Source organism: Streptomyces sp. YPW6, assembly GCF_018866325.1.
Classification (GTDB): Bacteria; Actinomycetota; Actinomycetes; order Streptomycetales; family Streptomycetaceae; genus Streptomyces.
The window spans coordinates 6,979,372-7,000,850 of record NZ_CP076457.1 but is presented as its reverse complement, the minus strand read 5'-3'; the positions used below and the strand labels follow the sequence as shown (position 1 = coordinate 7,000,850).

General features: G+C 72.9%; 15 protein-coding genes. 11 read left to right on the top strand and 4 right to left on the bottom strand.

Features of this window, described 5'->3' with window-relative positions; translation table 11 throughout:
* Positions 1-45 precede the first annotated feature (45 nt).
* The 5 genes from KME66_RS30745 (at position 46) to KME66_RS30725 (ending at position 9,138) form a co-directional block, all read left to right on the top strand.
* Positions 46-588, top strand: coding sequence for a MarR family winged helix-turn-helix transcriptional regulator (locus KME66_RS30745; protein WP_216328168.1), 543 nt, complete (start codon positions 46-48; stop codon positions 586-588).
* A 51-nt stretch (positions 589-639) separates the two neighbouring features.
* Positions 640-3,594, top strand: coding sequence for an FAD-binding and (Fe-S)-binding domain-containing protein (locus KME66_RS30740; RefSeq protein ID WP_216328166.1), 2,955 nt, complete (start codon positions 640-642; stop codon positions 3,592-3,594).
* Between the two features lie 265 nt (positions 3,595-3,859).
* Complete coding sequence (locus KME66_RS30735; protein WP_216328165.1) at positions 3,860-5,344, top strand: Gfo/Idh/MocA family protein; 1,485 nt, start codon at positions 3,860-3,862, stop codon at positions 5,342-5,344.
* Positions 5,345-5,500: 156 nt separating this feature from the next.
* Positions 5,501-7,360, top strand: a complete 1,860-nt coding sequence (locus KME66_RS30730) for an ABC transporter ATP-binding protein (protein WP_216328163.1) — start codon at positions 5,501-5,503, stop codon at positions 7,358-7,360.
* Entirely contained in the window at positions 7,357-9,138 is a 1,782-nt protein-coding gene (locus KME66_RS30725) for an ABC transporter ATP-binding protein (RefSeq protein ID WP_073224822.1), read from the top strand. The genes KME66_RS30730 and KME66_RS30725 overlap by 4 nt, the downstream gene beginning before the upstream one ends.
* Positions 9,139-9,267: 129 nt before the next feature.
* On the opposite strand, the gene KME66_RS30720 is transcribed toward KME66_RS30725, so the two are convergent.
* Positions 9,268-10,848, bottom strand: a complete 1,581-nt coding sequence (locus KME66_RS30720; protein WP_216328161.1) for a fused MFS/spermidine synthase — start codon at positions 10,846-10,848, stop codon at positions 9,268-9,270.
* Positions 10,849-11,236: 388 nt separating this feature from the next.
* Between KME66_RS30720 and KME66_RS30715 the strand changes: the two genes are divergently transcribed.
* Positions 11,237-12,598 (top strand): FAD-dependent oxidoreductase, encoded by a 1,362-nt coding sequence (locus KME66_RS30715; RefSeq protein WP_073224818.1) that lies wholly within the window; start codon positions 11,237-11,239, stop codon positions 12,596-12,598.
* A gap of 43 nt (positions 12,599-12,641) precedes the next feature.
* On the opposite strand, the gene KME66_RS30710 is transcribed toward KME66_RS30715, so the two are convergent.
* Positions 12,642-14,177, bottom strand: a complete 1,536-nt coding sequence (locus tag KME66_RS30710; RefSeq protein WP_216328151.1) for an ATP-dependent DNA ligase — start codon at positions 14,175-14,177, stop codon at positions 12,642-12,644.
* Positions 14,178-14,383: 206 nt separating this feature from the next.
* Entirely contained in the window at positions 14,384-15,175 is a 792-nt protein-coding gene (locus KME66_RS30705; protein WP_073224814.1) for a metal-dependent hydrolase, read from the bottom strand.
* A 147-nt stretch (positions 15,176-15,322) separates the two neighbouring features.
* Between KME66_RS30705 and KME66_RS30700 the strand changes: the two genes are divergently transcribed.
* Both KME66_RS30700 and KME66_RS30695 read left to right on the top strand, forming a co-directional pair.
* Entirely contained in the window at positions 15,323-17,836 is a 2,514-nt protein-coding gene (locus KME66_RS30700; protein ID WP_073225116.1) for an RNA helicase, read from the top strand.
* A gap of 34 nt (positions 17,837-17,870) precedes the next feature.
* Positions 17,871-18,746 (top strand): acyl-CoA thioesterase II, encoded by an 876-nt coding sequence (locus KME66_RS30695; RefSeq protein ID WP_073224812.1) that lies wholly within the window; start codon positions 17,871-17,873, stop codon positions 18,744-18,746.
* Positions 18,747-18,753: 7 nt separating this feature from the next.
* Here KME66_RS30695 and KME66_RS30690 read toward each other — a convergent pair whose 3' ends face one another.
* Positions 18,754-19,008: a DUF6011 domain-containing protein gene (locus KME66_RS30690; protein WP_073224810.1), complete on the bottom strand. Its 255-nt coding sequence runs from the start codon at positions 19,006-19,008 to the stop codon at positions 18,754-18,756.
* A gap of 168 nt (positions 19,009-19,176) precedes the next feature.
* Here KME66_RS30690 and KME66_RS30685 point away from each other — a divergent pair, with 168 nt between their 5' ends.
* The 3 genes from KME66_RS30685 to KME66_RS30675 all read left to right on the top strand — a co-directional run bounded on the left by KME66_RS30685 (position 19,177) and on the right by KME66_RS30675 (position 21,475).
* Positions 19,177-20,142 (top strand): DUF389 domain-containing protein, encoded by a 966-nt coding sequence (locus tag KME66_RS30685; RefSeq protein WP_216328149.1) that lies wholly within the window; start codon positions 19,177-19,179, stop codon positions 20,140-20,142.
* 158 nt (positions 20,143-20,300) lie between these two features.
* Positions 20,301-20,879: an XRE family transcriptional regulator gene (locus KME66_RS30680; protein ID WP_073224806.1), complete on the top strand. Its 579-nt coding sequence runs from the start codon at positions 20,301-20,303 to the stop codon at positions 20,877-20,879.
* 71 nt (positions 20,880-20,950) lie between these two features.
* On the top strand, positions 20,951-21,475 hold the full coding sequence (locus KME66_RS30675; RefSeq protein WP_073224804.1) for a GNAT family N-acetyltransferase: 525 nt from the start codon (positions 20,951-20,953) through the stop codon (positions 21,473-21,475).
* Positions 21,476-21,479 lie beyond the last annotated feature (4 nt).

Here is a 21,479-nt window from a genome sequence, read left to right as displayed (position 1 = left end):
GTTACCTCTACTCACAATGAACAAGGTCCTGATATTGTTCCCCGTATGGATGCCCCGGATTCCCTCGATGGCCCTGATGCCCCTGATAGCCCTCATAGCCCTCATAGCCCTGATGGGCGTTCCCGTGACTCCCGGGAGTCCGGAGAATCCCGGGAGTCACGGGACGGCGTGCTCGCCGAGCAGCTGCTGCGGCTGACCCGGCGGCTGCACCGCATCCAGCGCCGCCAGCTGGAGCCGATCGACATCACTCCGGCCCAGTTCCGGCTGTTGCGGACGGTCGCGAGTTACGACGCGGCCCCCCGGATGGCGGATCTCGCCCGACGGCTCGATGTCGTCCCGCGTGCCGTGACCACGCTGGTCGACGGACTGGAGGCGAGCGGCCGGGTGCGCCGCGCCCCGGATCCCGACAGCCGCCGGGTGGTCCGCATCGAGATCACCGACGAGGGGCGCGCCACGCTGCGGTCGCTGCGCAGCGCGCGCCGGGCCGCCGCAGAGGAGATCCTGGCCCCGTTGACCGCCGACCAGCGCGAGGTGTTCGGTGAGCTGCTGTCCGCCCTGGTGGACGGAATGCCGGAGCGCCACTGCTGAGCGCCGTCGTCGCGTACCACCGCTGAGCACCGAGCCGAGGGGAAGGCCGACATGCCGCTGCTGGAGCCCGACCCGGAAGCCCTGCGCCCCGGAACGGCGCGGGCCCCCGCCCCCGACCGGGTCACCGACGGCAGCGCGGGCGGCACCCCGGAGCCGCTGCGGAGCGAGCTGACCGCCCTGCTCGGCGCGGACAAGGTGCTCTGGAAGATCTCCGACCTCGTGCGGTACGCCTCCGACGCCAGCCCCTACCGCTTCCTCCCCCGGGTCGTGCTGGTCCCCGAGGATCTCGACGACGTGTCCGCGATCCTGTCGTACGCCCACGGCAAGGGCCGTTCGGTGGTCTTCCGGGCCGCGGGCACCAGCCTCAACGGCCAGGCGCAGGGCGAGGACATCCTCGTCGACGTCCGTCGGCACTGGACGGGCGTGGAGGTGCTGGACGACGGGGCGCGGGCCCGGATCCTGCCGGGCACCACCGTCATGCGGGCCAACGCCACGCTCGCCCGGTACGGCAGGCTGCTCGGCCCCGATCCGGCCAGCGCCATCGCCTGCACCCTCGGCGGGGTCGTCGCCAACAACGCCTCGGGCATGACGGCGGGCACCACCCGCAACTCCTACCGGACGCTCGCCTCGCTCACCTTCGTCCTGCCCAGCGGCACCGTCGTCGACACCGCGGACCCGGCCGCCGACGAGGAGCTGGCCCACGCCGAACCGGAGCTGTGCGCGGGGCTGATGGAGCTGAAGGCGGAGATCGAGGCGGACGCGGAGCTGACCGCCCGGATCCGCGCCAAGTACACGATCAAGAACACCAACGGCTATCGCCTGGACGCCTTCCTCGACGGGGCGACGCCGGCGCAGATCCTGCGGGGGCTGATGGTCGGTTCCGAGGGGACGTTCGGCTTCATCTCGGAGGTCGTCTTCGACACGCTCCCGCTCGACCGGCGGCTCTCCAGCGCCCTGCTGTTCTTCCCCTCCCTCACGGCCGCCGCGGCCGCCGTGCCCCGGTTCAACGAGGCGGGCGCGATCGCCGTGGAGCTCATGGACGGCAACACCCTGCGCGCCTCCGTCAGCGTGCCGGGCGTCCCGGCGGACTGGGCCGCGCTGCCCCGGGAGACGACCGCGCTCCTGGTGGAGTTCCGGGCGGCCGACGAGGCGGGCCTGGCGGGGTTCGAGCGGGCGGCGGACGCCGTCGTGGCCGGTCTGGAGCTCGTCCGTCCGGCGGCATCCGTGACCAACGCGTTCACCCGGGACGCCGGGACGATCGCGGGGTACTGGAAGGCCCGCAAGGCGTTCGTCACCGCCGTCGGCGGCTCCCGGCCCTCGGGCACCACCCTGATCACGGAGGACTTCGCGGTGCCGCCCGCCCGGCTGGCGGACGCCTGCGCGGCGCTCCTGGAGCTCCAGTCGCGCCACGGCTTCGACGCCGCCGTGGCGGGGCACGCAGCGCACGGCAATCTGCACTTCCTGCTGGCGTTCGACGCGGCGAAGCCCGCGGACGTGGCCCGGTACGACGCGTTCATGCAGGAGTTCTGCGCGCTGGTGGTGGACCGGTTCGACGGGTCGCTCAAGGCGGAGCACGCGACCGGCCGCAACATCGCGCCGTTCCTGGAGCGCGAGTGGGGGCCGCGCGCCACCGAGCTGATGTGGCGGACCAAGCAGGTCATCGACCCCGCTGGGGTGCTCGCCCCGCGGATCGTGCTGGACCGCGATCCCCGGGCCCATCTGCGCGGCCTGAAGACCATTCCGCAGGTGGAGGCGGTCGCCGACCCGTGCATCGAGTGCGGCTTCTGCGAACCGACCTGCCCCAGCGGGGATCTGACGACCACGCCGCGCCAGCGGATCGTGCTGCGCCGGGAGATGATGCGCCAGAGCGACGGCTCACCGGTGGAGACGGGCCTTCTCGACGCGTACGGCTACGACGCCGTGGACACCTGCGCCGGGGATTCCACCTGCAAGCTCGCCTGCCCGGTCGGCATCGACACCGGGGCGATGATGAAGGGCTTCCGCCACCGCCGTCACACCGACCGCGAGGAGCGGATCGCGGCGCTCACCGCACAGCACTTCCGGGCGGTGGAGGTCTCGGCCCGGCTGGCCGTGGCGGCGGCCGGCGCCGTCGGCGACCGGGTGGGGGACGGCCCGCTCCAGGCCGTGACGCGGCTCGCCCGCAGGGCCGTACGCCCCGATCTCGTACCGGAGTGGCTGCCGCAGATCCCCGGTGCGGCGGCCCGGCGGCTGCCGGACACGGCGCGCGTCGGGGCGAGCGCCGTGTACTACCCGGCCTGCGTCAACCGCATCTTCGCCGGGCCGGACGACGCCGGCACCGGTCCCGGGCCCTCCCTGGCCGAGGCGGTGGTGGCCGTGTCCGGGCGGGCCGGAAGGCCGGTCTGGATCCCCGAGGACGTCGCGGGCACCTGCTGCGCGACGATCTGGCACTCCAAGGGGTACGGCACGGGCAACAGGATCATGGCGAACCGGATCGTGGAGGCCGCCTGGGGCTGGACGGCGGGCGGGACGCTGCCGCTCGTGGTCGACGCCTCCTCGTGCACGCTCGGCATCGCCGAGGAGGTGGTGCCCCATCTCACCGAGGACAACCGGGCGCTCCACCGCGAACTGACCGTCGTGGACTCGCTGGTGTGGGCGGCCGAGGAGTTGCTGCCGCGTCTGACGGTGTTCCGGACGGCGGGCTCGGCTGTCCTGCATCCGACCTGTTCGATGGAACACCTGGGTGACGTGGAGCAGTTGCGTGGGCTGGCCGCGGCCTGTGCGGAGGAGGTCGTCGTCCCGGACGACGCGGGGTGCTGCGCCTTCGCGGGCGACCGGGGCATGCTCCACAAGGAGTTGACCGACGCGGCGACGGCCGCGGAGGCCGCGGAGGTCGGCCGCCGCCCCTACGACGCCTATCTGTCGGCGAACCGGATGTGCGAGATCGGTATGGAACGCGCCACCGGGCACCCGTACCGCTCGGCCCTGATCGAACTGGAACGCGCCACCCGCCCGACTCTGCCGTGAGCCGGTGACCGTGGGCGGCAACACCCCCTGCGGCCTGCACAATTGAGCGTTTCGTGGCCCCGATTGGTTGCACCAGTCGGGGCTTCGGCGAGCCGTGAGAAAAAGTCCAAGGTTTGAGAACGAGAGTCCACATACTTCCCTTGCGCACCATCAGCTTCACCCTCCAGGGTCCTTACCGAGCCCCGGCCCCGCCGCCCGTACCCGTACGGCGGGACCGGGCTCGCTCGCGCACCGTCTGAACCCCCACACCCCACCTGGAGGCTCGATGAACGACGACGCCCGGCCCGTACCGGAACCGCAGGACATCCCCCCGCACAGCGGCGCGGCCGACGAGGTGAACCGGCGCGATCCCAGCCGCCGTTCGGTGCTGTGGACCACGGCGGGCGTGGCCGGGGCCGGACTCGGCCTCGGCGCACTGGGCGGAGGCACCGCGTCGGCGGCCGGGACGGACGCCCCGGCCGCCGTAGCCGCCGCGGAAGCCGTGGCCGCCGCCCCTCCCCGCAAGGGCCGCACCATGGCGGGCGTGCCCTTCGAGCGGCGCTCCACGGTCCGGGTCGGCATCATCGGCCTCGGCAACCGCGGCGACAGCATGATCGGGCTCTTCCTCGCCGTCCCGGGCGTCCGGGTCGTGGCGGTGTGCGACCCGGTCCGGGACAAGGCGGAGAAGGCCGCCAGGAAGGTGACGGCCGCCGGTCAGCCCGCCCCGGCTGTCTACGCCAAGGACGAGCACGACTACGAGAACCTCTGCAGGCGCGGGGACATCGACTTCGTCTACGTGGCCACGCCGTGGGAGCTGCACTTCCCGATGGCGAAGACGGCGATGCTGAACGGCAAGCACGTCGGGGTCGAGTGCCCGATCGCGATGCGCCTGGAGGAGCTGTGGCAGCTCGTGGATCTCTCCGAGCGCACCCGGCGGCACTGCATGCAGCTGGAGAACTGCTGCTACGGCAAGAACGAGATGCGGGTGCTGCGGATGGCGCACGCCGGTCTCTTCGGCGAACTCCAGCACGGCGCGGGGGCCTACAACCACGATCTGCGCGAGCTGATGTTCGACCCCGACTACTACGAGGGCCCGTGGCGGCGGCTGTGGCACACCCGGCTGCGCGGTGACCTCTACCCCAACCACGGGTTCGGTCCGGTCGCCACCTACATGGACGTCAACCGGGGCGACCGCGTCGTCAGCATCAGCAGTGTCGGCACCACCGCCCTGGGGCTCGCCGCGTACCGCGAGGAGCACATGGAGCCGGGTGACCCGAGCTGGAAGGAGTCGTACATCGGGGCCGACCGGACGATCAGCCTCGTGCGGACCGCCAAGGGCCGGGTGATCCGGCTGGAGCACGACGTGTCGTCGCCGCACCCGTACTCGCGGATCAACAGCCTCGGCGGGACCCGGGGCGTGTTCGAGGACTACCCGCCGCGGATCTACCTGGAGCCCGCCAACACGAACCACCAGTGGGACGACTTCACGAAGTACGCCGAGTGGGACCACTGGCTGTGGAAGGAGCACGCGAATCCGCCGGGCGGCCACGGCGGGATGGACTACATCATGGTGTTCCGCCTCATGCAGTGCATGAGGCTCGGCCTGGTGCCCGACTTCGACGTGTACGACGCGGCGGTCTGGACGGCGCCGGTGCCGTTGAGCCATCTGTCCGTCAAGGCCCAGGGCGTGCCCCTGCCGATCCCGGACTTCACCCGGGGCGAGTGGAGGAAGGCCCGGTCCGGCATGGACTCGGAGAAGCCGGCGGAGTGACGTCTCCGGGGTCCCGGGCCTGCTCGGCCCGGGACCCCGCAGGGCGGGGCGGCCGGGAAAAACCGGTTGCCCCGGAACGGGACGAACAGGGACTCTTGCACGTCACCCCGTCTTCGAGGTCTGTCCGGACCTCTGTTTCACGAGCCCTGGGACGTCATGCAGATTCGCGACCTTCCGTATTCGGATCCCGGCGACCCCGATGTACGTTCGGGCCCCCGCTTCCTGTTCTGGCTCGGGCGCAATCAGCTCGGCGGGCAGCTGAAGTCCCTCTCCTGGGGGCTGCTGCACCAGCTGGGCATCGCCGGTCTGCCGGTCACCGTGGGGCTCGCCGTGCAGGGCGTCATCGACGGCTCCGGTGGACGGCTCGCCCTGGCGGGCGGACTCATCGTGGCCCTCGGCGTGCTGATCGCCGTCGGCGACACGATGCTTCACCGGACCGCCGTGACCAACTGGATCACCGCCGCCGCGCGGGTGCAGCAACTGCTCGCCCGCAAGACCGCCGAGCTGGGCTCCGCGCTGACCCGCAGGGTCGCGGCCGGTGAGGTCGTGGCGGTGTCGACCGGTGACGTGGAGAAGATCGGCTGGTTCGTCGAGGCGCTCTCCCGGTTCGCCGCCGCGGCCACCGCCCTCGTGGTGATCTGCGTCGGCCTGGCGGTCTACCTCCCGTCCCTCGGACTGATGGTGGCGCTCGCCATGCCGGTGCTCGCCCTGGCGGTGCTGCCGCTGCTGCCGCGCGCCACCCGCCGCGCCGACGAACAGCGCGAGAAGGCGGGCAAGGCCACCGAACTGGCCTCGGACACCGTCGCCGGGCTGCGGGTGCTGCGCGGCATCGGCGGCGAGGAGCTGTTCCTCGGCCGCTACCGCCGCGCCTCCCAGGAGGTCCGCCGCGCCGCCGTGCGCAGCGCCAGGATGTGGGCCCTGATCTCGGCCGTGCAGGTGCTGCTGCCGGGCGTTCTGCTGATCTCGCTGGTCTGGTACGGGGCGACGCTCGCCCGGGACGGCCGCATCGACGTCGGCCAGCTCGTCACGGTCTACAGCGCGGCCACCCTGATGCTGTTCCCCTTGCGCCACTTCGAGGAGATCGCCATGGCGTACTCCTTCTCGCGGCCGTCCGCCCAGCGTGCGGTGCGGGTGCTGTCGCTGCACCGCAGTGCCCGGGAGGCCACGGTGGAGGGGGTGTCGCCCACGGGCGACCTGTACGACCCGGCGACCGGGCTGATGGCCCCGCAGGGGCGGTTCACCGCCGTCGTCTGCGGCGACCCGGACGCGGCGGGACGGCTGGCCGACCGGCTCGGCGGGCACGCGGAGACCGGCGAGGAGGACGGCGAGGCCGCCGCGGCCCCGTCGGTGCTGCTCGGCGGGGTGGCCCTGGACGAGATCCCGCTGGACGCCGCACGGGCCGCGGTCCTGGTCCAGGACAAGGACCCGGTGCTGCTGTCCGGCCCGCTCCGGGAGCTGCTGGACGTCCCGTCCTCGGGCCTGGTGCCCGCGGACGCGGCGCTGGAGGCGGCCCAGTGCGGTGATGTGCTGAGCGCCCTGGCCCAGGCGTCCGCCGACAGCGGCGGGGACCCGATGCGGACCCGGATCACCGAGCGCGGCCGGTCCCTGTCCGGGGGCCAGCGCCAGCGCCTCGCGCTGGCCCGGTCCCTGGCCACCGACCCGGAGGTGCTGGTGCTGGACGAGCCGACCTCCGCGGTCGACTCGCACACCGAGGCACGGGTGGCCGCCGGTGTCGCGAAGCTGCGCCAGGGGCGTACGACGGTGGCCTTCGCCTCGTCGCCCCTGCTGCTCGACGCCGCCGACCGGGTGGTCCTCGTCCACGAGGGCACGGTGGTCGCCGTGGGGAGCCACCGCGACCTGCTGCGCACCGAACCGCGCTACCGGGCGGTCGTCACCCGCGAGACCGACGACGAGGCGGCGGCGAGCGCGGTGAACGGCGGCGGGGACGTCCCCGCGCCGACGCGCGACACCGCGCCCGCCATGAAGAGCATCGAGGAAATCGAGGAGAGGGCATGATCGGCGTCGCACCCCCGGCGTACGACCCCGCGGCACCGGAGTCGGCGACGACGCTGCCCGTGGGCACGCCGACGACCGTGCGGAGCTACGTACGGAGTCTGCTGCGCCGGCACCGCAGGGCGTTCAGCATCCTGATCGCGGTCAACGCGGTGGCGGTGATCGCCTCCATCACCGGACCGTATCTGCTGGGCGGTCTGGTCGAGGACCTCTCGGACGGGGTCACCGACCTGCATCTGGAGCGTACGGCCGCGATCTTCGCGGTGGCGCTGGTCGTCCAGGTCCTGTTCACCCGTTCCATGCGGCTGCGCGGCGCGATGCTGGGCGAGGAGATGCTCGCGGATCTGCGTGAGGACTTCCTCGTCCGGTCCGTCGGGCTGCCGCCCGGTGTGCTGGAGCGGGCCGGGACCGGCGATCTGCTGTCCCGGATCACCACCGACATCGACCGGCTGGCGAACGCGATGCGGGAGGCCGTGCCGCAGCTGGCGATCGGCGTCGTGTGGGCGGGTCTGCTGCTCGGCGCGCTGACGGTGACCGCTCCCCCGCTGGCGCTGGCCGTGCTGATCGCGCTGCCGGTGCTGATCGTGGGCTGCCGCTGGTACTTCCGCCGGGCCCCCTCCGCGTACCGCTCGGAGGCCGCCGGTTACGCCGCCGTCGCCGCGATGCTCGCGGAGACCGTGGACGCGGGGCGGACCGTGGAGGCGCACCGCCTCGGCGACCGCCGGGTGGCGCTGTCGGACCGGCGCGTTTCCGAATGGACCGCGTGGGAGCGGTACACGCTGTTCCTGCGTTCGGTGCTGTTCCCCGTCGTCAACGCCACGTACGTGACGATCCTCGGCGCGGTCCTGCTGCTCGGCGGCTGGTTCGTGCTGGAGGGCTGGCTGACGGTCGGGCAGCTGACGACGGGGGCGCTGCTGGCCCAGATGATGGTCGACCCGATCGGTCTGATCCTGCGCTGGTACGACGAGCTCCAGGTCGCCCAGGTGTCGCTGGCCCGGCTGGTCGGCGTCCGGGACATCGAGCCGGACGCGGGGGACGCCGAGGTCGGTCCCGACGGCCGGGACGTACGGGCGGACGAGGTCCGCTTCGGGTACCGGGAAGGCGTCGACGTCCTGCACCGGGTGTCCCTCGACGTCGCTCCCGGCACCCGGCTCGCCCTGGTCGGGCCGTCCGGTGCGGGCAAGTCGACGCTGGGCCGGCTGCTGGCGGGCATCTACGCCCCGCGCACCGGTGAGGTGACGCTCGGCGGGGCGGAGTTGTCACGGATGACGGCGGAGCGCGTCCGTGAGCATGTGGCCCTGGTCAACCAGGAGCACCATGTCTTCGTCGGTTCGCTCCGGGACAATCTGCGTCTGGCCCGGGAAGGGGCGAAGGACGCGGAGCTGTGGGCGTCGCTGGCGGCGGTCGACGCGGACGGCTGGGCGAAGGCGCTGGAGGAGGGGCTGGACACCGAGGTCGGTTCGGGCGGGTTCGCGCTGACCCCGGCGCAGGCGCAGCAGATCGCGCTGGCCCGGCTGGTGCTGGCCGACCCGCACACGCTGGTGCTGGACGAGGCGACCTCGCTGCTGGACCCGCGGGCCGCCCGCCATCTGGAGCGTTCCCTGGCCCGGGTGCTGGAGGGCCGTACGGTCGTGGCGATCGCGCACCGGCTGCACACCGCGCACGACGCGGATGTGATCGCGGTCGTGGAGGACGGCCGGATCAGCGAGCTGGGCAGCCATGACGAGCTGGTGGCGGCGGGCGGCGCGTACGCGTCGCTGTGGCGGTCCTGGCACGGCTGAGGCGTCCGGTCCTGACGCACCCCGGTGCTCCGGCCGGGACATACCGGTGCTCCGGCCGGGACGGCCCGGTGACCCCGCCCGGACGGCTGGGGATCACCGGGCCGTCCGGCGTCACGAGGCGTCCGGACGTCACCGGGGCGCTGGAACGGGGTGGGGCTGGAGGAGCTGGTCGACGGGTGCGTGGTCGTCGGTGAGCACCCGGGCGTTCCCCGTCCAGGCGGTCAGGGCGTCGCCGGTGGCGATCCGCCAGCCGACGTCCCGGGCGTCCAGGGCCTTTTGGAGTGCGGGGACGTCGAGCGGCCGGCCGGAGGCGACGATCACCATGTTGCCGCCGATGCCCGGGGCCGTGGCGTCCAGGCCGATGTCCGCGGGCTTCCCGAGCAGCGCGACATGCGGGAAGACCGCGGCGAGGGTGGCGGCCTCGGCGCGGGCGAAGGCGAGCCGGCCGTGGTCGATGAGGTTGGCGATGTACAGACCGTCCGCGCCGAGTGCCCGGCGTACGTCCTTCAGCGCCTGGGACGTCGTCAGGTGCCAGGGCGCGCTGACGCCTCCGAAGGCGTCCCCGACGACCAGGTCGTGGCTGCCCGGGGCGAGCCGGCGCAGGCCGAGCCGCCCGTCCTCCACGCGTACGTCGATGCCGTTCGAGGCCGGTGGGCCCAGGCCGAGCCGGTCGCGGTCGATGCGGACGACCCCGGGGTCGATCTCGGAGACGAGGCTGCGGGTCCCGGGGCGGGCGGCGGCGAGGTAGCGGGGGAAGGTGAGGCCGCCGCCTCCGATGTGGTGAGCGGTCAGCGGCTCGCCCTCGGGGAAGGCGGTGTCGACCACGGAGGCGAAGGCGCGGACGTAGGCGAACTTCAGATACGCCGGGTCCTCCACGTCGACGTAGGAGTGGCGCAGTCCGTCCAGGACGAGCGTACGGCCGCCGTCCCGCTCGGGGTCCGCGACGATCCGGGCGCAGTGGTAGCGGGTCTCCGCGTCGCAGCCGCCGGGGGCGAACCCGGTGGCGAGGGTGCCCGCGGCGACGGTGGCGAGGGCCACGGCCGTGGCGCGCCGCCACCGCCGGGCCCGCCACCCGACGAGGGCGGCCCCGAGCACCAGCAGGGTGCCGAGGCCGATCAGGATGGAGCTGACGGGCAGCCTCGTGACCAGCACGAATCCGGTGAGCACGGTCCCGACGATGGCTCCGAGGGTACCGACGCCCGACAGCCGCCCGACGACGGTCCCGGTCTCGGCGAGGCTGGTGAGGCGCAGCTTCGTCACGAGGGGGGTCACCGCGGAGAGCAGCGCGCCGGGCACGAGGAGGGTCGCCGACGCGACCAGCAGGAGCAGCGCGGGAGACCACTCGGCGGTGGTACGGAGCAGGAGCGGGGTGAGCGCGACGACCACGCCCGACACCCCGAGCGCGGGGGCGATGAGCCGGTGCGGGTCGACCTGGTCCGCGACGCGCCCGCCCAGCCAGGAGCCCAGGGCGATGGCGGTCAGCGCGATGCCGATCACCAGTGTGCTGGTCTCCAGGGTGAGGCCGAGGTAGGGGGCCAGCAGCCGCAGGGCGACGATCTCGACCACGAGGACCGCCGCCGAGGACCCGAAGACGAGGACCGCGGCGGCACGGGAGCCGAGCCCCGGGTCGCGGGGCGGGGCGTCGCCCGCGGGAGCGTCGTCCGCCCCGGGAGAGTCGTCGGCCACGGGCGAGGAGGGCGAGGTGGTCACCGCTGCATCCTCGCACGGGGTGGACGGCTGAACTCCCCTTGTTCCGGCGGGCAGTGGGGAGGAGACAGCCGATCCGGGCAGGGCGGGAACGTGTGTTCCCGGACATTGCGGTGCGCCCGCACCGGGTCCGGTGTTCCCCTGACCGGATGCGCGCAGACGAGATGCCCGGGTCCGAAGCGGCCGCGGATGCCCCGCCCACCACTGCCGTGACCGGAACGGACGCCGCCGGGACCGACGCCGTCAAGTCCGCTCCGCCCCTCTGATCGGGCCCCGTTTCACCCTGTCAGGAGGCGGATGCCGGAGCCTCCGGTGAGGATGAGGGGTGAATCACCCGGTAAACGGGGCAGGCGAGCGCAGAACCACGCAAGCCCGAGAAGGGACGCAGACCGTGGCACCACCCAGGATTCTCGTCGTCGGCGCCGGTTTCGCAGGCGTCGAGTGCGTACGCCGTCTGGAGCGCAGGCTCGCTCCGGGCGAGGCCCAGATCACGCTCGTCACGCCGTTCTCCTACCAGCTCTATCTGCCGCTGCTCCCCCAGGTGGCATCCGGAGTCCTCACACCGCAGTCCGTGGCGCTGTCACTGCGCCGCAGCCGCCGCCACCGGACCAGGATCGTGCCGGGCGGGGCGATCGGCGTGGACCCGCAGGCGAAGGTCTGCGTGATCCGGAAGATCACGGACGAGATCGTGAACGAACCGTACGACTACCTCGTGCTGGCCGCGGGCAGCGTCACCCGCACCTTCGACATCCCCGGGCTGCTGGACAACGCCCGGGGGATGAAGACGCTGGCCGAGGCCGCCTACGTACGGGACCACGTCATCGCCCAGCTGGACCTGGCGGACGCCAGCCACGACGAGGCGGAGCGGGCCTCCCGGCTCCAGTTCGTGGTGGTCGGCGGCGGATACGCGGGGACGGAGACGGCCGCCTGCCTCCAGCGCCTGACCACCAACGCGGTGAAGCACTACCCGCGGCTGGACCCGCGCCTGATCAAGTGGCATCTGATCGACATCGCGCCCAAGCTGATGCCGGAGCTCGGCGACAAGCTCGGGCAGGCCGCGCTGGAGGTGCTCCGCAAACGGGACATCGAGGTGTCGCTCGGGGTCTCGATCGCCGAGGCGGGGCCGGAGGAGGTCACGTTCACCGACGGCCGGGTGCTGCCCTGCCGGACGCTGATCTGGACCGCCGGCGTGGCGGCGAGCCCGCTGGTCGCCACGCTCGACGCGGAGACGGTGCGCGGGCGGCTCGCCGTCACCCCGCAGATGAAACTGCCGGGCGTGGACGGGGTGTTCTCGCTCGGCGACGCGGCCGCGGTGCCCGATCTGGCGAAGGGCGACGGGGCGGTCTGCCCGCCCACCGCACAGCACGCGATGCGCCAGGGCCGGGTGCTGGCGGACAACCTGATCGCCTCGGTGCGCCACGAACCGCTCAGGGACTACGTGCACAAGGACCTCGGGCTCGTCGTGGACCTCGGCGGCAAGGACGCCGTGTCCAAGCCGCTGGGTGTCGAGCTGCACGGGCTGCCCGCGCAGGCGGTGGCCCGGGGATATCACTGGTCGGCGCTGCGGACGAACGTGGCGAAGACCCGGGTCATGACGAACTGGCTGCTCAACGCGGTCGCCGGGGACGACTTCGTACGGACCGGGTTCCAGTCCCGCAAGCCGGCGACGCTGCGGGACTTCGAGTACACGGACGTGTATCTGACGCCCGAGCAGATCAAGGAGCACACGGCGGCGACGGTCATCAAGCACTGAGCCGCCGGTCGGTGTGAGCGCGTCCCGGATGTCCGGGGCGCGCTCACTGCTGCCGGGACAGGACCGTCTCCACGGTGTCCGCCTCCTGGGCGGTCTTGTCCTCGCGGTAGCGCAGGACGCGGGCGAAGCGGAGGGTGACCCCGGCGGGGTAGCGGGTGGAGCGCTGGAGACCGTCGTAGGCGATCTCCACGACGAGTTCGGGGCGTACGGTGACGACGTGGCCGTCGTCCTCGGTGGCCAGCTCGCCCAGGCGCCGGGTCTGCCAGTCCAGCAGGGCGTCCGTGAGCCCCTTGAAGGTCTTCCCGAGCATCGCGAACGTACCGTCGGGCCGGCGCGCGCCCAGGTGCAGGTTGGAGAGCTTGCCGGTGCGTCGGCCGCTGCCCCGCTCGACGGCCAGCACCACGAGGTCCAGGGTGTGGACGGGCTTCACCTTCAGCCAGGACGCGCCCCGCCGGCCCGCGCTGTAGGCGGCGGCGAGGTCCTTGACGACGACGCCCTCGTGGCCGCGCTCCAGGGTGTCGGCGAGGAACGCGTCGGCCGCCGCGCGGGCCCGCGGGTCCTCCGCGTCGCGGACGAGGGTGCGGCGGACCCGCAGGTCCTCGGGAAGCAGCCGGGCCAGGGCCGCGTGACGGTCGGTGAGGGGCAGGTCGAGGAGGTCCTCGTCGTCGATGAGGAGCGCGTCGAAGAAGACCGGGACGACGGGCACCTGCGCCGCCGTCTCCGCGACGTCCCGCCGGGAACCCACCCGCGAGGCGGTCTCCTGGAACGGGCGGGGCCGGCCGTCCGCTCCGAGAGCGATCACCTCGCCGTCCAGGATGAAGCGGCCGGCCGGAAGCGCGGTGACGGCGGCGGTCAGCTCGGGCAGCCGGTCGGTGATGTCGTCGAGGGTCCGGGTGTAGGCGCGGATGCGGTCGCCGTCCCGGTGGACCTGCACCCGGATGCCGTCGAGCTTCTCCTCGACGGCGCACGCGCCCAGGGTGTCGAGGGCGTCACCGACCGAGGCGGCGGTGTGCGCCAGCATGGGCTGTACGGGCCGCCCGACCGTGAGCCGGAAGGCGGCCAGCGCCTCGGCGCCTTCCGCGAGGAGGACCCCGGCGACCGCCTGGAGCGATCCGGCGAGCATCACGGCCCGCCGGACGTCGGCGGGCGCGGCGTCGGCCGCGCGGGCCAGGGCGTCGGCGGCGACGGCGTCCAGGGCCCCCTGGCGCACCTCGCCGGTGAGCAGGGCCCGCAGGAAGCGCTGTTCGTCCTCGGTGGCGGCGGCGAGCAGAGCGCGCAGGTGCTCCTTGCGCCGGGCCTGGGAGCCGGGCCCGGCGACGGCGGCGAGGGCGGTCAGCGCGGCGTCCACGCCGGTGACGGTCAGGGTGGGGTGCGCCGCGGGCTCCACCGGGTCGCCGAAGGAGCGCCACCCGACGCCGATACGGCCCTGGGGCAGCCGTCCGGCGAGGTAGGGGATGACGACGGGGACGTCCTCGGGTCCGGCGTCCCGGAAGAGGCCGGCGAGGAGCGCCACCTTCCGGGACCGGGCCGAGGTGGCGGCGACCTCCAGGGACACCTGGGCGAGCTCGGCGAGCAGCATGCGTTCATGGTGCTACGGGGCGGGGCGCGCCGCCCGCCGGAAGGGCGCCGGACCGGCACCTCGCCGGTGGGCGCCGGACGCCGGGCCGACCGGGCACGCGCTGCACCCGCCCCGACCCGGCGGGCAGCGGAGGCGTCCCCTGGGGCGCGGCACCGGACGGGTCGCCCACCGGCCGGCCGGGCGAGGCGCCCCGGGGAGGGGTCACGTCATATGTAGTTGAGCGCGGCTGCCCCGCCCACTCCCCCGAGGACCATGAAGGCGGGCATCAGCACCTTCACCTCCACCCAGCTGCCGGCCCGGAAGCGCAGGGCCTTCGGCGGGCCGACCGGGTACCAGCGCTTGCGGCCGATCGGGATGGGCCACAGGATCGGGCAGCCCGAGACGGTCAGGGCGTCGCCGATGTCGTGGACGAGGGCGCCCAGCACGATCGGCAGGCCGAGCCAGAGGTACTCCTGGCCGGGGGCGTCGAACAGCCAGTCGGCCCCGTGGCCGGGCTTGTCCAGGACACCGGCCAGGATCCAGGCGCTGGTCGCGCCGAGCAGCCACACGAGGACGTCGCTGGAGACGCGGGCGGCCCGCCACAGCAGGCCCTCGACGGCGAGCACGAGGTGGACGAAGAGGATCGCGAGAACGGCCCAGCGGCCCCCGGTGACCGCGGCCACGGAGCAGCCGCCGCCGATGAGGGCGGCCCAGAGCCAGGTGTGGGTGAGGGTGCGGTGCCCGCCGGTCCTGCGGGGGTCCCCGGCGCTCTTGGTGGCCTTGTAGACGGCGTAGGAGAGCTTGTCGACGATCTCGCAGAGGGCTTTGGAGACCGGGCCGAAGGCACGTGAGATCGTCGCGGACTTGTGGTCGAGGTCGGGGGCGAGCGCGGCTCCCGCGCAGATCAGCGCCCCGACGACGAGGACGGGCCAGGGCATCGTATGGCCCGCGGCGGCGGCCGCCGCGCCCACCCCCAGCCAGGCCGCTGCCCCTGACAGAGAGTGTGCCGGTCCCATCATGGTCTGTCCCGCCCCCAGTGGTTCGTGGTGGTTCGTGCGCCCATCACCGGTACGGAGCGGGCAGGTTGAGACCGCAGCGTACCGTCCGTGATCTTCGTGCCGTCCGCCGGTTCCCTCATCCGGGCGGAAGACAGGCAAGATGGGGGCGTGACCCTCATCGACCAGCTTCCCCAGACCGCCGACCCGGACGCCCTCTTCGAGGCATTCTCCTCATGGACCGAGAGCCAGGGCATCACGATGTACCCGGCTCAGGAGGAGGCGCTGATCGAGGTGGTCTCCGGGGCGAACGTCATCCTGTCCACCCCGACCGGCTCGGGCAAGAGCCTCGTGGCGGCGGGCGCGCACTTCGCGGCGCTGGCCCAGGACAAGGTCACCTTCTACACGGCGCCGATCAAGGCCCTGGTCTCGGAGAAGTTCTTCGACCTGTGCAAGCTCTTCGGCACCGAGAACGTCGGCATGCTCACCGGTGACGCCTCGGTCAACGCCGACGCCCCGGTGATCTGCTGTACGGCCGAGGTCCTGGCCTCCATCGCGCTGCGCGACGGGAAGTACGCCGACATCGGCCAGGTCGTGATGGACGAGTTCCACTTCTACGCCGAACCGGACCGGGGCTGGGCCTGGCAGATTCCGCTGCTGGAGCTGCCGCAGGCGCAGTTCGTGCTGATGTCGGCGACGCTCGGCGACGTCTCGATGTTCGAGAAGGACCTGACCCGCCGTACCGGCCGCCCCACCTCGGTGGTGCGCTCGGCGACCCGCCCGGTGCCGCTGAGCTACGAGTACCGTTTCACACCGATCACCGAGACGCTCACCGAGCTGCTGGACACCCGGCAGTCACCGGTCTACATCGTGCACTTCACCCAGGCGGCGGCCGTCGAGCGGGCGCAGTCGCTGATGAGCATCAACATGTGCACGAAGGAGGAGAAGGAGAAGATCGCCGATCTGATCGGCAGCTTCCGCTTCACCACCAAGTTCGGCCAGAACCTCTCCCGTTACGTGCGCCACGGCATCGGGGTGCACCACGCGGGGATGCTGCCCAAGTACCGCCGCCTGGTGGAGAAGCTGGCCCAGGCGGGGCTGCTGAAGGTGATCTGCGGGACGGACACACTCGGCGTCGGCGTCAACGTCCCCATTCGTACGGTGCTGTTCACGGCGCTCACCAAGTACGACGGGAACCGGGTGCGGACGCTGCGGGCCCGGGAGTTCCACCAGATCGCGGGCCGGGCCGGGCGGGCCGGGTTCGACACGGCCGGGTTCGTCGTGGCGCAGGCCCCCGAGCACGTCATCGAGAACGAGAAGGCGCTGAAGAAGGCGGGCGACGACCCGAAGAAGAAGCGCAAGGTGGTCCGCAAGAAGGCCCCCGAGGGCTTCGTCGCCTGGTCGGAGTCGACGTTCGACAAGCTGATCCAGTCCGAGCCGGAGCCGCTGACCTCACGTTTCCGGGTCACCCACACGATGCTGCTCGCGGTCATCGCGCGCCCGGGCAACGCGTTCGAGGCGATGCGGCACCTGCTGGAGGACAACCACGAGCCGCGCCGGGCGCAGCTGCGGCACATCCGGCGGGCCATCGCCATCTACCGCTCCCTGCTGGACGGCGGGGTGGTGGAGCAGCTGGACACGCCGGACGCCGAGGGCCGGATCGTGCGGCTGACGGTCGATCTCCAGCAGGACTTCGCGCTGAACCAGCCGCTGTCCACGTTCGCGCTGGCGGCGTTCGACCTGCTGGACGCCGAATCGCCCTCGTACGCCCTGGACATGGTCTCGGTCGTCGAGTCGACGCTGGACGATCCCCGGCAGATCCTGGCCGCCCAGCAGAACAAGGCGCGCGGCGAGGCCGTGGGGCAGATGAAGGCGGACGGGGTCGAGTACGAGGAGCGGATGGAGCGGCTCCAGGAGGTCACGTACCCCAAGCCGCTGAGCGAGCTGCTGTGGCACGCGTACGACGTGTACCGCACGAGCCACCCGTGGGTGAGCGACCATCCGGTGTCGCCGAAGTCGGTGATCCGGGACATGTACGAGCGGGCCATGACGTTCACGGAGTTCACCTCGCACTACGAGCTGGCCCGGACCGAGGGCATCGTGCTGCGGTATCTCGCGAGCGCGTACAAGGCGCTGGAGCACACGATCCCGGACGACGTGAAGTCGGAGGATCTCCAGGACCTGATCTCCTGGCTGGGCGAGATGGTGCGTCAGGTGGACTCCAGCCTGCTGGACGAGTGGGAGCAGCTGGCCAACCCGGAGGTGGAGACCGCCGAGGAGGCCCAGGAGAAGGCGGACGAGGTCAAGCCGGTCACGGCGAACCCGCGGGCCTTCCGGGTGCTGGTGCGCAACGCGATGTTCCGGCGGGTGGAGCTGGCCGCGCTGGACCGGGCCGGTGACCTCGGTGAGCTGGACGGCGAGTCCGGGTGGGACGAGGACGCGTGGGGCGAGGCCCTGGACGCGTACTGGGACGCGCACGAGGAGATCGGGACCGGCCCGGACGCGCGGGGCCCGAAGCTGCTGAAGATCGAGGAGGACCCGGCGCACGGACTGTGGCGGGTCTGGCAGGCGTTCGCCGACCCGGCGGGCGATCACGACTGGGGCATCAGGGCCGAGGTGGACCTGGCGGCGTCCGACGAGGAGGGCCGGGCGGTCGTCCGGGTCACCGAGGTCGGTCAGCTGTGAACCGGGCCCCGACGCGATACGGGAGAGGTGCGGCATGACGAATCCGGCCGAGCGTCTGGTGGGCCTGCTCGACCTGGAGCGGATCGAGGTCGACATCTTCCGCGGCCGCAGCCCCGAGGAGTCCCTCCAGCGGGTCTTCGGCGGGCAGGTCGCCGGCCAGGCGCTGGTGGCGGCGGGCCGGACCACCGACGGGGAGCGGCCCGTGCACTCGCTGCACGCCTACTTCCTGCGGCCGGGGCGTCCCGGGGTTCCCATCGTCTACCAGGTGGAGCGGGTGCGGGACGGCCGCTCCTTCACCACCCGCCGGGTGACGGCCGTCCAGGAAGGCCGGACGATCTTCAATCTGACGGCGTCCTTCCACCTTCCGGAGGAGGCGGGTTTCGAACACCAGCTGCCGCCCGCCCGGATCGTTCCGGACCCGGAGGAGCTGCCGACGGTCGCCGAGGAGGTGCGCGAGCATCTGGGCGCGCTGCCGGAGGCGCTGGAGCGGATGGCCCGCCGCCAGCCCTTCGACATCCGTTACGTCGACCGGTTGCGCTGGACGAAGGACGAGGTGAGGGACGCCGATCCGCGCAGCGCGGTGTGGATGCGGGCGGTGGGCCCGCTGGGGGACGACCCGCTGGTGCACACCTGCGCGCTGACGTACGCGAGCGACATGACGCTGCTGGACGCGGTCCGTATCCCGGTGGAGCCGCTGTGGGGTCCGCGCGGCTTCGACATGGCGTCCCTGGACCACGCCATGTGGTTCCACCGGCCGTTCCGGGCGGACGAGTGGTTCCTGTACGACCAGGAGTCGCCGGTCGCCACGGGCGGGCGGGGCCTGGCTCGGGGCCGGATCTACGACCGCTCGGGGCAGCTGCTGGTGTCGGTGGTGCAGGAGGGGCTGTTCCGGCGCCTGGACCGGCCGTAGGGCTTGCTCACGTGCCCGGCAGCGGGTCCTGGTCGACCTCGTGGCGGCGGGTGCGGATGTCCGGCGGCGCCGGGTGCAGTTTGGCGTCGCAGGACGGGCCGAGGCCGGCCCGCCGCGAGTCGGTGCCGGTCAGGGGCCGGCCGCAGAGGCGGCAGCGGACGAGGCGGCGGCCCGTCGGCGTCCCCTCGTCGGCGGGCGGCTCCGTGCGGACCGCTTCGTCGGCTCCGGGCAGCGGTTCGGAAAAGGCGTCGGGTGTGTCCACTCCTCGATGATCCCAGTCCGCGTGGGCTGCCGTCCGCGTCGCCGGGGGCTTCCCGGCCGGGGCGCCCGGTTTGCCGAACGGTGCCGGGGCCGCGTTACTGGAGTGGTCCCGGGCCGTCTGCCGGGCGCGGCTCCGTGCGACGGGGCCGGAAGCCGCGGAGGTGCCGGGATGGACATGATCCACATCCGCGCGGTGAGCCCGCCGGACCTGACCGGCGAGGTCGTCGGCCTGCTCTCGGCCGACCCGTGCGTGCTCAATCTGATCGTCCAGCGCGACGCCGCGCGCCGCCCCGACGGGGACGCCATCGCCTGCGACGTGCTGACCGGGGCGGCCAACGACGTGCTGTACCGGCTGCGCGCCGTCCACCTCGACCGGCGGGGCTCCCTCGTCATCGAACCCGTCGACATGGCCTTCTCCGGCGCGGCCACCGAAGGCGGGCAGCGCGAGCTGGGCCCGCTGAGCCGGGCCCCGGTCTGGGAACAGGTCGAGGCACGCATCAGGTCCGGGGGCCGGTACCCGCCGAGCTTCTATCTGTATCTGGTCATCGCCGGGCTGATCGGTTCGGTCGGCATCGTCACCAACTCGCAGATCCTGATCGTCGGGGCGATGGTCGTCGGTCCGGAGTACGGGGCGATCGTCAGCGTGGCGCTGGGCATCGACCGGCGCCACCGGTCCATGGTGACCAGCGGGCTGGCCGCGCTGGGAGCGGGCTTCCTCCTGACCATGGTGGTCACCTTCCTCTTCGCGCTCCTCATCCGCGGTTTCGGGCTGGAGTCACCGGCGTTCGACCGGGGGCTGCGGCCCGTCTCCAACCTCATCAACACGCCGAACTTCTTCTCCGTCGCCGTCGCCACCCTGGCCGGGATCGTCGGGATCGTGTCGCTCACCGAGGCCAGGACCGGCGCCCTGCTCGGGGTGTTCATCTCCGTGACGACGATCCCGGCCGCCGCGGACGTCGCCGTCTCCACGGCCTTCAGCGGCTGGTCCGATGTGCGGGGCTCGGCCATCCAGCTTCTGGTGAACATCCTGGTGCTGATCCTGGTGGGCGCGGCCACGCTCAAAGCCCAGCGCGCGGTCTGGCGGCGGGTCCGGCTGCGGCGCGACCGCGACCGCCGACGTGCCGAGGCCCCCTGAGGGAGGGGAGGCCCGGGGAACACCGGACGGGTCACCGCATGAACCGGAAGGCGAGGCGCCGCCGCGCGCCGCGCCGCACGAGCCGCCGGCCCACCGGGGCGAGGCACGGGCCAGGGACCGCCTGGCGTCTCTCCCATATCAGGGATAGGCTCCCGGATATGGGAGAAGGGATCGAGGAGCCGGATCCGATGGGCGTCCGGCTCGCCGTACGTCTGGCGGACCTGCGCACCGAACACGGCTGGTCCCTGGACGAGCTGGCCCGCCGCAGCGGGGTGAGCCGGTCGACGCTCTCGCGGCTGGAGCGCTGCGAGGTCAGTCCGACCGCAACCTTGCTCGGGCGGCTGTGCACGGTCTACGGCCGGACGATGTCCCGGCTCCTGATGGAGGTGGAGGCCGAGCCCCCGCCCCTGGTGCCCGCCGCCCGGCAGCCGGTCTGGCGCGACGAGGGGGCCGGGTTCGTCCGGCGGTCGGTCTCTCCGCCGCATCCCGGGCTGCGCGCCGAGGTCGTCGAGTCCGTCCTCGAAGCGGGCGCGTCGATCGCCTACGAGAACGCGCCCGTGCCCGGTGTCGAGCAGCACATCTGGGTAGTGGAAGGCACGGTGGAGGTGACGGTCGCCGAGGTCACGCACACCGTGCGCACCGGGGACTGCCTCCGCTTCCGGCTGCACGGCCCGTCCCGCTTCCACTGTGCGGGGCCGGAGCGGGCCCGGTACGCCCTCCTGATCGTCCTGCCCTGACCCCGACTCCGCACCCCGCCCTTTTCCGCTCCCCGCCGCTTCGACCGCTCCGCCGCGAAAGGACCCCGCCCATGACCGAGATCGTCCACGTGTCCGCCCCCGAACTGGTCACGTACGCCGACGACCTGGCCGGCCTGCTGGTCGAGACCGTCGAGGAGGGGTCCTCGGTGGGCTTCCTGGCCCCGCTGGACCGGGAGGCGGCCGCCATCTGGTGGCGGGAGCGGGCCGCCGCCGTGGAGGCCGGGAGCATCGGCATCTGGATCGCCCGCGAGGGCGGCCGGGTCTCGGGGACGATCGCCCTGGTACGCGCCCCGCTGCCGAACGCCCGCCACCGCGCGGAGGTCGCCAAGCTGATGGTCCGGCCCTCCGCCCGCGGCCAGGGGCTCGGCGGCGCGCTGCTCGCGGCGGTGGAGGCGTACGCGGCCACCGAGGGCATCACCCTGCTGATCCTGGACACCGAGAGCGGCAGCCTGGCCGAGCAGGTCTACTGCAAGGCAGGGTGGCGGGAGGTCGGGAGCGTGCCGGGATACGCGGCCGATCCGGCGGGCAGCCTCAAGCCGACGACCTTCTACTACAAGGAGCTCGCCGCCGCGTGAGCGG